Here is a 16022-nt window from a genome sequence, read left to right on the forward strand (position 1 = left end):
AATGGACTTTGCCTTCTTTGCCATAGCTTTTAATATCAAAAAGAATGTGTACAAAACTACTAAAAGCAGGAAAGAGAAGGAGTGCACACACTATATTTATCTTTATCAGACCACGTGTGACTCAAAATACGACGAATATTAAGCCTTATTACCTAATTACTGAAAAAATAGTCGCATAGACAAAAAAAGAGGAATGACTATTTTATATTAAAAAAAGAAGGGGATGTGCCTTAGTTTTGACACAGCCCCTTTTTCTAAACCTAGTATTAAGAAGGCTATTGTTCCCGGATTTTATTCTATTCCGCTTTGATCCGGATTTTGTTTCAGATAGTAGTTAATTCTTTCGGTCCAAGGTTTGTTTTCGAGTGGAAAGACATTACATTGTTTCGCCCATTTATTCCATTTAGCCTCTAGTTTTTTCACTAGCTTCGGATATTGGGCGGACAAATCCTTGGTTTCGAACGGATCTGCCGATAAGTCGATTAGCTCCCATGGTTCATTCCGGCTGCCGCGTACCAGTTTCCAATGATTGGAAATAATGGCGCAGGAACTTTGATGCTCAAAGTATAATTCTCTGGGCTTTATCTTTTTTCCATGGATTGGAGGGAGTAAGCTCTTGCCGGGCAAATTCTCTTTGAATTCTGACGGATAAGTAGCTGTGGCAATATCCATGCAGGTAGGCAGTATGTCTATAATGTGGGCAGGTTGCCTGCAAATCTGACCTTTCATCTTGTTTTTTTCGGCATCGCCATAAGATAAGATAAAAGGGGTACTTGTGCCTCCCTGAAAACATTGTGACTTATAGCTTCTATAAGGAGTATTGCTCAAATCAGCCATAAGCTGGCCCAGGTATCCGCCTTCTTTGGTTGCACCGTTATCGCTTAAGAAGATAAATACGGTATTGTCCAGCATCCCTTTCTCCTTGATGGTTTCCACCAGTTCACCGATTCCGCTATCCACAATTTCGATCATGGCGGCATAGGTTGCCATATCGGTAATCCATTGCTCCTGTTGCTTTGGTGTGAGTGTTTCCCAAGAGGGACGTTTTCCGTCAAATTCTTTTTGGTAGACAGGATAATCCATTTCGTCCGAAATGAACTTCAGCTCCTTTAACCTGTCGAAACGTTGTTTACGCAACATGTCATATCCCACTTTATATCGGTCTCTGCATTTCTCTACACGATCGGCAGGAGCTTGGAGGGGTAAGTGAGGGGCATAATGAGCTACGTACATAAACATCGGTTTGTCTGTAGGGTGTTGCTTGACAAAACTGACGGCGGAATCGGTGATGGCAGTGGTATAGTAATAGTCATCGGGGAATTCTTTGATTCGGGTCAGATTGCTGTATACCGGTGTTGGTTTATAATAACTGCCTCCTCCGCTCAGGCAACCGTAATATTTGTCAAATCCCCGTTGGGCCGGATAGCTGCCATTGGGAGTATCAAAAGCTCCGTCCACTGTGACGTGCCATTTACCGCTCATATATGTGCTGTAGCCATTCGCTTTCATCACCTCGGCAATGGTGGGGATGTTTTTTGTAATTTGTCCTCTGTATCCGGGGCGGTGTTCATCTACTGCCGTCATCCATCCCATGCCGGCTTCGTGCTGATAATGTCCTGTCAGCAAAGCAGCACGGCTAGGGCAGCTTCTTCCTGTATTTTTGAACAGGCTGAAGCGTACCCCGTTTTCTGCCAGACGGTCTATGTTGGGAGTCTGGATTTCACTTCCGTAGCAACCCAGATCGGAGAATCCCATGTCGTCACATAAAATCAATACAATATTGGGAGGAGTACTTACCTGTGCTTCTGTACTGGCGAAACTCGCTCCTAATAAAAATGAAGTATATACTATTCTATTTATCATAACTGTATTTTAATAAGTTTGTGTTTTTTCTGTTTATAGATAGAACTATGCGCATTATTCAAAGTCACTCTGTTGTTTTTCGACTTCTTTCAGTTTCAGGCGGTTCAGTTCCTGTTGTAATTCAAGTACACGTTTCTCACAATCGGATGGAGCGGTATTTATTTTATTTCCGGCATCTTTGCTTGCGGATTGTGCTTGTGTCAGTTCATCTTTGTCTGCTACCAGCGTATGTTCTGATGGAAAAGTAGGAATAATCAGTTCTGCCGGAACCGGCGTATGTTTGCCTTGCCATACCACTGATGCACGGATTTTAATTTCTCCCGGTGTAGTGGTGGACCTTACCAGCACCGGAGCAGTTCCCCAAAGTACCGGACGTGGATTGGTGAATGTTTCTTCATCGGCAACCAGTTGGCCCTGCCCTTCGATTTCGAACTTTACTTCATAATTATTCAAACGCTTGATGTTTCCGTTTTCATCTGCGATGGCTGCAATGATCGTCACGATGTCCGATCCGTCCGCTTTCATCTGTACTTTCTCGTCATCTGCCCAAAGCAACAGTTTTGACGGGCGGCGTGTGGGTGTTACTTTATGTGTCGCAACCACTTTTCCGTCCATTAATCCTTCTGCCAGAAGGTAAGAATCTGCCTGTTTCTTTTGGCGTGACAGCTTTTTATCATACATGACATCAAATACATCCTTGAATGTGATGACGGGTGAGGGCATTCCGCTTTCATTTGCCGGCTTATGATAAGTATATTCTTTGCCTCCCTTGCAATACGTGAGGCGAACTTCGTCACAGTTGCTATATATCGTTACATCTTTCGGAGAGAATGGGGTCATGGCATTGGCTATGTAAATCATCGGTCCATTATCTGCGATCAATTCTTTGTTAGGTTCGGCAGGACGCTGGGAACAGAACATATAATAAGATAGTTTAGGTTGTCGGAAGGCATCCATGATACCTCCGTAAAACGGGTCAGGATGATATCCTCTCTGGTGATCGAACGAGTGCCACAGGCAACCGCCCATATGTTGTCTTGAAGTTCTGTATAGTCCATCATAACTGGTGAGTTGGTAATCGTTTTTGGCATATCCCTGTGCCTGAATCAGCATCGGTACTTCTCCCCAGCCACGATTGACCCGGCTTGGTGAGTTGTGAGAGTTCCAGTCATCCACATTATCTCCCCATTCGCGGGTGAAATAACTGATTTTCGGATCCAGATTTTCGGTATTAAAGGCTCCTCCACCTCCGTTCATCGGATGGGTGAAGTGTATCGGAAAGTATTCGTGTCCACGTGCGGTTACATCACATCCGGCATAGCAATAAGGATACGGATATTCTTCATTGAGAATGTCCACTACATTTTTAGCAAAGTCAGCCGGATACCATGTTTCGTTCAGAATCGGTTCCCACATCCATACACTGGGGTGGTTGCGGTCGCGGCGAACCATATTGCGGATATCACTATATACTCTCTGAGCAAATATCGGCTGATCATTCCAGAATTGCCATCCCGGTGTGTTGACAATAACAAACAGTCCTAATTCATCACAAGCATCCATAAACGCCGGATCTTGCGGATAATGGGCGTTACGGATAACACGCATTCCGGCATCACGCAACTTCTTCGCATCCCGCCAATGAAGGCTGTTGGGTAAGGCGTTGCCAATCACTGCAAAATCTTGATGACGGTTGGCTCCCATCAGAGGATAGGGGTAAGGTTTGCCATTTAGCCAGAATCCGTCTTTTCCTTTAAATTCAATGCTGCGAATGCCGATACGGCGGTAATATCCGTCGATGGTGTTACCGGCTTTGTCTTTTATATAAATGTGTAGTTTGTAAAGATAGGGGCTGTCGGGTGACCATAAATGAGGTGTTTCTACGGTCACTTTGCAAGAAATTTGTTTCGCAAGATCCTTGCTTACCGACAAATCGGTCTCCTTAGAGAGAACACGTTTGTCGTCGCGGTCATAGAGTTCATAGATTATTTTACCACTGAAGGATTTTCCGGAAGTGTTACGTATATGTGCATCCAGTTTCAACTGTGCGGATTGCTCGGAAACTTTGTCGAAAGAGACAAACAATCCGCCTCCGGCTGTCTCATTCTCATAATTCGGATCGGTAATGAATACTTTGTTGTGAACTATCATCCAGCAATCTCGGTAAATTCCTCCAAAATATGCAAAGTCCAGTGCATCTTGCGGTTTGCCGGGAGGGTAGGAGGGATCGTCACTGTTGTCTGCCCATACGGTGATAACATTGTCTTCTCCATACTTCAGACTGGAAGTGACATCTACGATGACAGGTAGAAAACCACCGAAATGCTCTTTCAGCAACTTTCCATTCACCCATATTTTTGATTTTCCCATAATGGCTTCGAAGTGGAGGAATTGTTGTTTTCCTTTCCAGTTTTCCTCGGGAGTGAAATGCTTGCGATACCAGATTTCACCCTGATAATTGATGCATCCGCTTGCCTCGGTGGGGAGATATTCTATGCCATCGGGTAATGATACGATGTTCCAGTCTTTATCATTGAATCTCGGCTGTTCCGCTCCTTCGATATTGCCTTTATAAAATCGCCAGGCAGGATTCATGTTATACACTGTGCGGCCTGTGTTGGAAAGCTGATAAAAGCCTGCTGTGGAGTAAGATGGCTGGTAAGTGTCGGCGTTAGCTACCAGTGTCCCAGCCAATAACAGACCACTGAGTAAGATTTTCCACCATGTTGAAGTACTTTTCATAATTCTTAGATTTGCTTGATTGATCTATCTTTAATATATTAATGTCAGACTGTTTTGTTTTGCATTAGAACTTCGTCCCGCCAAGGTACAAATTTTCTAATAGTTTGAAGCATAGGACGCTGAGCTTTATTTTTTCTTAAACATTAGCCCGGTGCGTCCTACATTTTTACCATATCCGAAATGACCTATATCTTTATTTAATACCTATCGGGCCTTCATTGGCTTGAATTGGCCATCCTGGATTCTGGTAAATAATAGAAGTACTCAGATCGTTAGGATTTGAGGCCGTAATTCTGAAGTGCGTGATAGCGATAGGATTCAGATAATGCGCTTCACACCATGTGTATCCTGCATCATACATCAGATTATTTGTCTTCACAGAACGGTAAGGACAAAGATACTTACCGCTATTAACATAGCTTGATACATTGGAGGTTTGTCCTTCCGTTCCTTCCTGTATCAGAAGATTTTTTCCGTCCTGCATGTATTTATCCTTTAAATCGGATTCCCACAAGTTAACTCCTTGGATTACAAATTGTTTAACCTGGTCCAGTGCTCTCCAGCGTTTTAAGTCTAACATGCGTAAACCTTCTGCAAGTAGCTCACAACGCCGTTCACGGCGGATGTTATATAGTAGAGGAGAGACTAGTTTACCTGCCGAATATATGGCCCAGTCCAGTTCTTTGGACAGATCGGTATTGTTCACGGTCACTGTATAGTCTCTTGGTAATCCGGCTCTTTCGCGGAGATCTCCCCAATATCCTGCGGCCTCCGAACCAATGGAAGTTCCATTATGTTCCATACAGTCAGCCTCGATGTAATTGAGATAAGCTTCGGCTGCACGGTATACCGGACACCCTTCAATCGCTGTGTTGCCATCCCGATACCAGTTTCCTGATAATCCTTTACGTACCTGATAGCCTGTTACGCATCTCTTTTCCGTTATATCCAGAAGTTGTGGAACCTCCGGCAGCAAATCGGGAGTACCATTCATCACATTCGGGCTGAGAGTCTCACCCGGTGTCATCAGGAATAGTTGTAGACGTAGATCTCTGTTTTTGCGTACATTCAATAATGATTCGTCACCTTTATACTGGTCGGTTGCATAGATCGGCTTACCGTCACGGCAAAGGAAACTTTCTACATATTGCCGGGTAAATCCGGTATTTCCACCTACGCGAATATAGAAAGGAGCTGAGTGCACAATCTTATAGTCAAGCAGATTATACGCACGCCACATTAATATTTCTGAATATCCTTCCAGGCTGTTCGCTGAGAACTGAGCAAAATAGGGGTTGCTCATTTTATATTTGTCTTCGTCTGTTTTAGCTGTTTCATCCATGCAGTCTTTTGCTGTATTCTGTACCAAGGCTGCATTGCCTATCACTTCTTTGGCTGCCGCTTTGGCCTCCTTCAGAAAAAATGCGATTTCCGTATCGATATTAAAGTCCGCAATGTCTTCTGCCTTTCCCGGCCATCCCGGACTACCCGGTACTAGAGCAGTGCCTTTGTGATAAGTCAGCCAGGAAGCTTCAAACAGAGCTGCTCTGGATTTCAATAACAGAGCAGCATTTTTGGTAATTCGGTTCTTCCCACCGGATATATTATTGGTTAGCAAACTGATTGCCTGATCCAGATCTTCTAGAATAAAATGTGCTACTTTATAGCGGGGGGCCCGTTTGCTGGCCTGAATCAGAGATTCACTTTCATCCGGCAATGTGTTTTTTATAATCGGGAAGTCACCGAAGGTCTCTAGTTTTGACAAATAATTCTTAGCGCGCAGGAAATACATTTCACCTATATAATGCTTTATGTTTGTTTCCGAACCTTCTATCTCTCCCTTTTCGAAGCGGGGCACTACTGTTTCGAGGAAGTAATTAGCTTCACGAATGGCAGAGAAATACCACGGATCATTACTTGCTGGATTATCATAAGCTTCCGGAACTTTCCATTGACCGGGAATCCATTTCTTATCATAGTCAGTGGCAGCCTGATTATCTGTAGCATTGTCGTTTTTCCAGATTCCGGCATTAAATCCCTCATGCGTCGTGAAGTTGTAATGCTTTACAGCATAGGCAGCCAAGTCATTTTCAGTAAAGAAAAAGTTGTCCGGGGTTACACTGTCTAAAGGTTCCCTGTCCAAAAAATCATTGCAAGAAGCGAGTATAAAGCTTCCCCCTGTCAGCAAAAATAAATATTTAATTATCTTTTTCATACGTCATCAATTAAAAGTTAACACTAAATCCTGTGGAAAAAGTACGGGACAACGGATAAGTTTTTCCTGAACTGTTCGATCCGTCTTTCGCTCCATAACCGGTATTAATTGTTTCCGGGTCGAATCCTCCGGGCAATCCCGTAAGGGTGAATAAGTTTTCTCCTGAGAAGAAGACTCTCAGGTTGGAAACACCTATTTTGCGTGTGATATAGGCGGGGATGGTATACCCGATCTGCAAATTCTTCAACCGTACATAGGCGGCATTCTGAAGATAGCGGGTTTGCGTCTTTTGATTTTTTGCGAAGTTATCAACCAAGATACGCGGGAAATAAGCGTCCTTGTTAGCGCTCCAGAAATCATCCCCTTCTTCGCGGAAGAAATCAAGATGAGAAGTAAAGCAGGCCGATTGCCAGATCCCTCCTGTAGCTCCCCAGAACATGTTGTCGTTCAACCAGGCATCGCGTTTTGCCACTCCTTGGAAGAATAAGCGTACATCAATGCCTTTCCAGGATGCATTCAGATCCAGACCAAAACGGAATCGTGGGGAAGTATTGCCAATCACTTTTTTGTCACCTGGGTCATTAAGCGTAGCTCCATCGGAAATCTTGCCATCACCATTCAGGTCCCGATACATGATGTCACCTGCGCCCCATTTGACTCCTAATGCATCTTGTCCGCCGTTGGGCAGTGAAGCAAGATGAGCATCCATTTCTTCCTGGCTTTTGGCTATGCCAATGGTTTCGAATCCCCATATATCTCCATTATATTTACCGACATACCACGTGTTTATTTTACCGGTCGTGTTTGGGTATTTGAGGATTTTCTGACGGTCGTCCGAAAGCAACAGGTGCACTCCGTAGTCAAAATCTTTAATGCGGTCCCGCCATCCTAGATCCAATTCAAAACCGGTAGACTGCATATCCGCATTGTTCATTTTGGGTACATTTGCCCCTAAAGTTACAGGAAGTTCGGGAGCTGGTCCTACCATATTGATAGTCTTCCGGTTGAACCAGTCAAAACTTACGGTCAGACGATTGTTCAGCGTACCCAGGTCAAAACCGATGTTCCATGACCGCATGGTTTCCCATCCTAATAGCGCTGAAATCAAATCCGGTGCATTCGCTGTGTTGGGACGGCTGTTGTTAATCAGCCAGTGGGAGTCGGGATCTTGGGCGACAAACTTCATTAACTGGATATACGGATATAGGTTTTCCGTATTCTGATTGCCCAGCTCTCCCCAGGAACCGCGGATCTTTAACGTATTAATGATATGGTTGGTAGGTTCCATGAATGCCTCACGGGCTACGTTCCATCCGGCAGAGAAGGAAGGGAACAAATTCCAGCGTTTGTCTTTTGCAAAACGTGAAGTACCGTCATACCGGAGATTGACTTCCAGCAGATACCGTTCTTTATAATCATAATTGAGTCGGCCGAAGAAACCGGCTGTTGCCCAATGTGTCAGTTTGGACTTATCGATAGTCGATTCACCCGTAGCGGCATTAATACTGGGCACGGATTCTGAGATCAAGTCCAGCTTGGACGCCTGCAACTGCCGCCATTTATTTACTTCGGCCTGAAAACCGACCATTGCTTTCAGATGGTGTGCGTCGGCAAATGATCTGTAATATTCACTGTAGACGTTGGCATTGAAATAATTGGTACGTTCGGCGCCTTCGGTAACTTTCGACGTTTTCCATGTATCACCGGAATAAGGCTCTCCGGCTACATTCATCTGCGGCACCTTTAAATAATCCGTATGGGTGAAGGCATCTATCACTTTATAATTGATTTCTCCGAAGATTTTCCAGTCTTTGATCGGTTCTATCACCACCTGGAACTGTTGGTATAGCCAGTCAGTCTGCGAATTGTTGTCGCCTCCATAGAGAATCGGCCGGATAATCGTGTTACCCATCGGATAACCGTTGGGGTCTACAGTTGGTTCCATCGGCCAGCGTTTGGCTATATTCTGATATAAGGTATTATCAGTCATCGCGGTAGGCTTGCTATAATCTTTCCGCATATATTTCATGCTGTAATTCATGTTCAGCCACGGATAAAGCTGTGCGTTAATCTTGCTGCTCACCGAATAACGCTGTAATTTATCACGGCGGATAGCCATCATTCCTTCCTGTCCCATATAGTTGCCGGAGAAATAATACTGTATTTTTTCTGTTCCTCCGCTGACGCTGAGAGAATGCTCCTGCGAGAATGCCGTACCTCCGAAAACTACGTCATACCAGTCTGTATTCGTATTACCGATCCAGTCCCAGATAGTGGGAGTATTTCTGTTCGGTTGGGTAGTAGTGGTAATTGTGCCTGATGCGTAATCTTTGATAGCCTGAAGACGGGTATCGTCAAACTGTACCGCTGTTTTACCATCATTCAACTGCATTTTGTTGAAGTACATGGCATAAGTGTAGGCGTCTGTTACATCCGGCAGATTAATGGCTTCCGACCAGCGGAAACTATTATTATAATTAATGTTGACTTTTCCCGCTTTTCCTTTTTAGTCGTTATCAAACACTACGCCGAATGGCGCACGGGAACCATAGATGGAAGAGGCTGCCGCATCCTTCAATACCGAAATACTTTCAATATCATTGGGGTTCAGCATATTCATATTTCCTTCCATACCGTCGATCAGAATCAGCGGAGATGCATTGGAACCGTCGCCGATCGTACCGGCTCCACGGATATTCACTTTCATGTCTGCGCCGATTTCACCACCGTTGCCGTCCGAAGCATAAGAAAAATTCATTCCCGGGACTAATCCTTGTAATGCCTGGCTTACATTAGAAACCGGACGAGACAGTAAATCCTCTGCATTTACCGTAGATACCGAACCGGTCAGGTTGACTTTCTTCTGCGTACCGAAACCTACAACAACGATTTCGTCCAGTGTCTTGGTATCCTCTTTCAGAATGACCGACAAACTTTTGCCGGATTGCGCCTTCACGGTCTGAGACATATAGCCTACGTAAGAAACCGTAATCGTCACATTGGCGGATGCTGTATTCAATATGAAATTCCCATCCAGGTCTGTAATCGTACCATTCTGGGTGCCATCTTCCATTACGGTAGCGCCAATGACCGGATCGCCAAACATATCCGTCACTTTTCCCTTTATCTGCACGGTTTGCTTCACGGCAGGCGCTTCCACTATTTGCGTAGATAATATTATTTTTTTATTGCGTACGGCATATTTGACGTTGGTGTTTTTAAACACTTCATTTAATAAGGTAAATATATTGCTCCGTTCGGTAACTACCGATACCCTGCGGTCTACATCGATATGATGGTCATTGTAGAAAAAGCTAAAATCAGATTGTGCCTCAATTTGTGACAGAACTTCTTTCACAGTTAAGTTTTGCGCTTTCACATAGATCATAGTACGTTGGGCATAGCTGTCATTAGCACATAGAAGCCCAACAAAACAAAAACAGAAAACAAAGAGCATTTTCATAGACAAAGGAATTTTTTTCCAAGCAACAAAAACGGGATTATCCACCCACAATTGTTGGACATAATTGTTTTTCTTCATATATTTGCATGAATTAAAGTTAAGAAATAATTTTCTCTGTTTGTATTCAAACAGGTTAAAGGCTTTCTCATACAGGCTGGATGCGGGAACATCTGCCTGTATGCTTTTTTTTAAGGCGGTTGGAAGTTTCTCATACGTATTATAATTTTATTGGTTAAACATGAAAGGCTTTAATATATTTCAATCTGCCTCCTTTCTTCACTTTGATTATTTGTCAGTTTCACATTACGCCAGCGTATGTGTGAGGATATTTTAAAAATTCTCCAGAATCTCTTCTATATATTGTTCTGTAAACGCTCCGGTAAATGTATATTTGTCAAATTTCGAAGTGTTTACAATAAAATCTACATTATAGCGTTTCTTCAGTATATGCAATGCTGCCTTAAATGGAGTTTTATCAAAAATAATCTTTTGGTCCATCCAGGCAAGCTCCGATTCGCCATTGGTGTTGTATGACAGAATCTGTCCGTCCTTATTATTATAAATCACTTTTTGTCCGGGACGCATTAGTATTTTACTTCCCTGTCCGTCTTTCTCATAAACAAATTCGACCTTTCCCTCTACCAAAGTGGTAATCACCTCATCCATCTCATCAAATGCTTCCAGGTTAAAGTGTGTACCCAAAACTTCCACTTTAGATTTTTGGGGAGTCGAAACAATGAATTTATGTTCAGGGTCTTTCGCAACTTCAAAATACGCTTCGCCATTCAGACTCACTTCACGAATGTTACCGGTGAAAATGGAAGGATACTTTAAGACTGAGCCGGAGTTTAAGTACACTAAAGTGCTGTCTGGTAATCTGAAAGAAGTTATCATTCCGGGTTGTGTCCGGACTTCGAATATCTGGGCATGGACGGGGGCGGTAGATTGGGGCTGGTTAAGCAAAACCAAAATAGTAATAGCCATCGGTATGAGTAAGGCAACAGCTGCACGTTGTATCCAACCCCACCAGGAAATATGATACTTATTCTCTTGCATCCGTCCCTTCACTTTTGATAGCTCCTCATTCATATCCATTTTTTCAGTAACCTGTTGCGTGTCAGTCATAAGAAGAAGTGTGTAAATGTCCATGGCCTTCTTTTTATTTTCATCTGACAATTTGATCCAGGCTTCTATTTCCTGAATTTCGTCTGCTGTTGCTTTACCATCATAATAGCTGATCAGCAAGTCTTCTATAGATGAATGATGCATTTCCATGATAAATTTATTAAAGAGACAAGCGGGAAAATAAAACTACTAAGGTTATTTAAATAATTAACATTAATAAACTTTATGGTTAATAACTGTGTTATTTTACGCTTATTTAAAATATAAGCATTATCATTGCAGCCATGGAATACAGCAATGAAGATGCGTACTTATTGATGGCACTAAGGAGAGGGGAGATGATCGCTTTTGATAGTATATTTAAAAAATACTACCCGATTCTTTGTGCGTATGGAAATAGGTTTGTAGACTATGAAGAGTCGAAAGAAATAGCGGGTGACGCTATTTTATGGCTGTGGGAACATCGCGAAACACTTCAGGTTGAAACTTCCTTAGGCAGATATTAACTCAAATCGGTTTACCATAGATCACTTAACTGCATCAAGCAAAAACAGCTGAAGAATCATGCTGATACTATGTATTATGAGGAGATGGAAAAGCTGATACATGATGCAGAGACTTACCAGTTCCAAGAGCTTTCAAAAAGAGTGAAAGAAGCTATAGATGCATTGCCTGCTTCCTATAGGGAGGCTTTTGTTATGCATCGTTTTACTAAAAAGAGCTATAAGGAAATAGCTGAGAGTTCCGGGGTTTCAGTAAAAACAATTGCTTATCGTATACAACAGGCAACAAAGCTGCTTCGAAAAGATCTTGCAGACTTACTAATTACTATGATCGTTTGTGTATTGTTAGTCGTTCGTTAACTATTGCTCAGGCTTACCTATTGCTGAAAAAAAAGAACTTTCTTAAAAAAAGGAATATTTAATCAGCCAAGGAATGCTGTAAATTACATTACGGATAAATAAGAAGTAGAAAAACGCCTGCATTTGCTTGAATGAAAATCTCTCTTTCTTTTATTTAAGTTGTATGCTGAATAGATTGATATGATATTACTTCTTATGTTTTCTTTTAGATGATGTATTGACTGAAAGGATAACTTTTTGTTTAATCTTGCCTTTTCGCTATTTGTGATTAGCCAGCGTGAAAACAAGCTCCGGATAGTCTTTTTATCTCTTCCTCACCGAGGAAAAACAGGTTCCTCGGTGAGGAAGAATACGTTGGTTTTAAACCAAGGAGGCGTTCCTTTAAGACCAACGAGTGGTTTAGTGATAGAAAAAGATGCATATCTCATGTGAATTTATGCAATAATAATCTGTTATTCCGTATATTATTGCACTAATTTATGCGCTTTATTCTTTGTTTTACTATTTTTATTTCAACTGTATTTTTGTTTAATCTTAAAAATAGCACATTGATGTTGGGCTGCATGTACATATTTCTAAGAGAACGATGGGTTTATCAACTTTCTTGTTTCAATGATTCGTCTTTCTGAATATAGACAGTCCGTGTCGGAAAAGCAAGGTTCAATCCTGCTTTATTAAAAGCAGCCAGTATTTCCATATTCATATTTGAGGTTACGCCTAAAATATCTCCTTGTTTCTCTATAAAATAGATATACATGATAACCAATGCGGAATCTGAGTATTCTGTAAAAACAGCGACTATATCAGAAGGGTTAGAAGATACATTTTCTACTCTTTTGGGGATGGATTTCAATAGTTCTAAAGCTTCTTTCATCTTTTCGGAAGTCGTATCATACGTCAGTCCAAGATTCAAGACTACTCGGCGCATAGGTTCGGATGAAATATTAACGATAGAAGTATCGGTAATCTTATAATTGGGGAAAGTTATAATACGTTTGTCGTAATTCATTATTTTTGTGCTTCGGACTCCTACGTCTACTACCGTTCCTTCATAACTATCCACGCGAATTGTGTCTCCGATGCTGAAAGGTTTATCCGTCAGAATGGTAAACGCACCGAAAACGTTTTTTACTGTATCTTGTGCTGCCAAAGCAAATGCGATACCACCAATACCCAAAGTTCCCAACAGAGCACTGATGTTAACTCCCACATTACTCAAAGCCATGACGATGCCGATGAGCCAGACTATAACCAAGATGGTTCTTTTGATGATTGGCATCATTTTGTTAGCTTGTCCGTTGGACTGCTTTCCCCAGTAAACCTGAAGTAAACTACTGAACAAACGGCCGAAAAACCAAGTAATATCCAGAACAATCAAAATGCTGTAAGCATTGTCAACTACTTTCACAAAACTGTCCGGATAAACCAACCGATGGATAGCGATCCAGATTCCCAACAGAATTATAGCAAACTTAACAGGCGCTTCCAAAGAGTAAAAAATGACGTCGTCCAGGTGATTGTCGGTTCCCGTAACAAAAGGTTTGATAACTTTCTTGCCTAATAGCGATAATAATTTCACAATAATAATTGCTCCTAAAATAATAAGAATGGAAATACCCCAGTTTTCAATAGTATTTCCCCATAATTCATTTTCTAACATAGTCTAACTGATTTATAATTGTACTTTTATTTAATAATATCAAGTTGATCTCCTTTTTATTGACGATACAAGATAAGAGCTGAAGATGCTGCGATAGAAATATCCCCTCCCGATAAATGCTCCTGACTGTCTAGATCAATTTGTCCGTTATGGCAGACTATAATCCAATCTTGTTCCGGGATATTGATATCTGCCTGATTCCGGTTACCGTTGTATGCAACCAGAATTTCTTTCCATTCATCACCGTTAGCATACTCGCCTAGAGTATAAGCGATGACACCGGAATCGCCTGTATCAAGAAAATGAAGCCATTTCTCTAAGCCCTCTGCTGTAGGAATACGGAAGGCGGGATGTTTTTTGCGGAGTGCGATTAATGTTCTGATATAATTGAATATATCACGGTTTTTAGCTTTTAACGCCCAGTCTATTTGGTTGACGGCGTCAGAAGACTTGTAGCTGTTTGGCTCTCCCTGTTTGTCCTGCATGATTTCTTCACCGCCACGAATAAAAGGAATACCTTGCGAGGTTAAAAGCACGGTGTGTATTAATTTGTCAATAGGAACTAGTTCTTCTTCAGAATGTTCGCCTTGAACAGATAATTTCAGCTTATCTACCAGCGTATATCCGTCATGACAGGAAACAAAGTTAATCATTTGAGAGGGAGCAGCGGCATATGGACCGTCACAGTAAAGTAACCCGCTATAATCTACCTGTGGGTGTTGTGTTCCGCCAACGATTCCATATTTGACAGGTTCAAAATGCCCGTTGATATTTCCGGAGGCATACCCTGGTTCCTGTTCGTCAAAGGTACTTCCTTTCAGACCGTCACGAAATTCATCATTAAATACGGAAATACCTTTCATTTTTCGTACATTCTCCTTTACAGCCCGTTGCTCGAAAGGTAATGGAGAATCTGCTGCTACCCAACCTTCTCCGTATACAAAAATGGTGGGGTCAATTTTTAATAATTCCTCTCTTAACTGGTTCATGGTGTCGATGTCATGTATCCCCATCAGATCGAATCTAAAACCGTCAATGTGATATTCTTTCGCCCAGAATTTGACCGACTCAATGATATAATGGCGAACCATTTCGCGTTCTGAGGCTGTCTCATTTCCACACCCGGAAGCATTTGAATAGGAACCGTCGGGATTCTGGCGGTAAAAATATCCCGGAACCGTCAGGTCAAAATTAGAATGCTCGGTTGAGGCTGTATGGTTATAAACCACATCGAGTACAATACGAAAACCATTTTGATGGAGGCTTTTTACCATCTCTTTAAATTCGCGGATACGGGTGGTGGGGGTGACAGGATCGGTGGAGTAACTTCCATCTGGTACATTATAATTCTTCGGGTCATATCCCCAATTGTATTTGTTTTTCTCCAATTTCCTTTCATCGATTGTGGCGAAATCGAATGAAGGAAGGATGTGTATATGCGTTACTCCCAATTCTTTTAAATGATCCAGTCCGGAAGATTCTCCTTCGGGAGTTTTAGTTCCGGTCTCTGTCAGAGCAAGAAACTTCCCCTTATGTTCAATTCCTGAGTTTGGATCAATACTAAAATCGCGGTGATGAAGTTCATAAAGAATGATATCGGAATACATTTTCAGTTCGGGTGACTGGTCTGATTCCCAACCTTCGGGATTTGTCTCGTTCCAGTCGATTACAGCAGCGCGATTGCCATTGATGCCGACTGCTTTTGCCCAGATACCGGGTGTTTCGTCCAGCCATTTTCCATCTTTTTCTATCTGGAAGGTGTAGAAAGAACCTTTCAGATCACGGTCTATATGGATACACCAGGTCCCATTGTCGGCTATGTCCATTTCCAGTTGTTCTTCCGGATCTCCCGCTTCGCCGGATGAATACAGGTTTAAACGGACATTATCGGCACTTGGTGCCCATAGCGTAAATATGGATTGCTGGGGTGTATAGACTAATTCCAAATCGTTCTCATAATAGCACGGATACTTGTCATACGAATCCAACTGGTCCGGGGACGGATGATTTTTCAACTCTCTCATATTTTCTAATTTTATATTAATACTATATAAAAAAAATAATCATGTTGTGGAATAAATGAACCGGATT

General features: G+C 42.1%; 6 protein-coding genes and 3 pseudogenes. 2 read left to right on the plus strand and 7 right to left on the minus strand.

The features are described 5' to 3' along the window. Positions 1-179, plus strand: a pseudogene (locus HMPREF9007_RS26785) (IS5/IS1182 family transposase); the annotation flags it as partial. Positions 180-291: 112 nt separating this feature from the next. Here the strand turns inward: HMPREF9007_RS26785 and HMPREF9007_RS19575 are convergent. The 5 genes and pseudogenes from HMPREF9007_RS19575 to HMPREF9007_RS19555 form a co-directional block, all read right to left on the minus strand. Further along, on the minus strand, positions 292-1863 hold the full coding sequence (locus tag HMPREF9007_RS19575) for an arylsulfatase (RefSeq protein WP_008760398.1): 1572 nt from the start codon (positions 1861-1863) through the stop codon (positions 292-294). A 54-nt stretch (positions 1864-1917) separates the two neighbouring features. After that, complete coding sequence (locus HMPREF9007_RS19570) at positions 1918-4605, minus strand: glycoside hydrolase family 2 TIM barrel-domain containing protein (protein WP_008760399.1); 2688 nt, start codon at positions 4603-4605, stop codon at positions 1918-1920. 193 nt (positions 4606-4798) lie between these two features. Next, positions 4799-6820, minus strand: a complete 2022-nt coding sequence (locus HMPREF9007_RS19565) for a RagB/SusD family nutrient uptake outer membrane protein (RefSeq protein WP_032850140.1) — start codon at positions 6818-6820, stop codon at positions 4799-4801. Between the two features lie 10 nt (positions 6821-6830). Continuing rightward, positions 6831-10361, minus strand: a pseudogene (locus tag HMPREF9007_RS19560) (TonB-dependent receptor). 252 nt (positions 10362-10613) lie between these two features. Continuing rightward, positions 10614-11558, minus strand: coding sequence for a FecR family protein (locus tag HMPREF9007_RS19555; protein ID WP_277754624.1), 945 nt, complete (start codon positions 11556-11558; stop codon positions 10614-10616). A gap of 134 nt (positions 11559-11692) precedes the next feature. Here HMPREF9007_RS19555 and HMPREF9007_RS19550 point away from each other — a divergent pair. Further along, positions 11693-12271 (plus strand): annotated as a pseudogene (locus HMPREF9007_RS19550) (RNA polymerase sigma-70 factor). A 595-nt stretch (positions 12272-12866) separates the two neighbouring features. Here HMPREF9007_RS19550 and HMPREF9007_RS19545 read toward each other — a convergent pair. Together HMPREF9007_RS19545 and pulA are read right to left on the minus strand one after the other, a co-directional pair. After that, positions 12867-13931 carry a mechanosensitive ion channel family protein gene (locus tag HMPREF9007_RS19545; protein WP_008760401.1) on the minus strand — a complete coding sequence of 355 codons (1065 nt, stop codon included), beginning with the start codon at positions 13929-13931 and terminating at the stop codon, positions 12867-12869. A 56-nt stretch (positions 13932-13987) separates the two neighbouring features. Continuing rightward, positions 13988-15955, minus strand: a complete 1968-nt coding sequence (gene pulA / locus HMPREF9007_RS19540) for a type I pullulanase (protein ID WP_008760402.1) — start codon at positions 15953-15955, stop codon at positions 13988-13990. Positions 15956-16022 lie beyond the last annotated feature (67 nt).

This window comes from Bacteroides sp. 1_1_14 (assembly GCF_000162515.1).
Taxonomy (GTDB): Bacteria; Bacteroidota; Bacteroidia; order Bacteroidales; family Bacteroidaceae; genus Bacteroides; species Bacteroides thetaiotaomicron.

Coding starts and splice junctions, on each gene's coding strand:
- pulA (WP_008760402.1), bottom strand. CDS start 15,955: ATGAGAGAGTTGAAAAATCATCCGTCCCCGGACCAGTTGGATTCGTAT.
- HMPREF9007_RS19555 (WP_277754624.1), bottom strand. CDS start 11,558: ATGGAAATGCATCATTCATCTATAGAAGACTTGCTGATCAGCTATTAT.
- HMPREF9007_RS19545 (WP_008760401.1), bottom strand. CDS start 13,931: ATGTTAGAAAATGAATTATGGGGAAATACTATTGAAAACTGGGGTATT.
- HMPREF9007_RS19570 (WP_008760399.1), bottom strand. CDS start 4,605: ATGAAAAGTACTTCAACATGGTGGAAAATCTTACTCAGTGGTCTGTTA.
- HMPREF9007_RS19575 (WP_008760398.1), bottom strand. CDS start 1,863: ATGATAAATAGAATAGTATATACTTCATTTTTATTAGGAGCGAGTTTC.
- HMPREF9007_RS19565 (WP_032850140.1), bottom strand. CDS start 6,820: ATGAAAAAGATAATTAAATATTTATTTTTGCTGACAGGGGGAAGCTTT.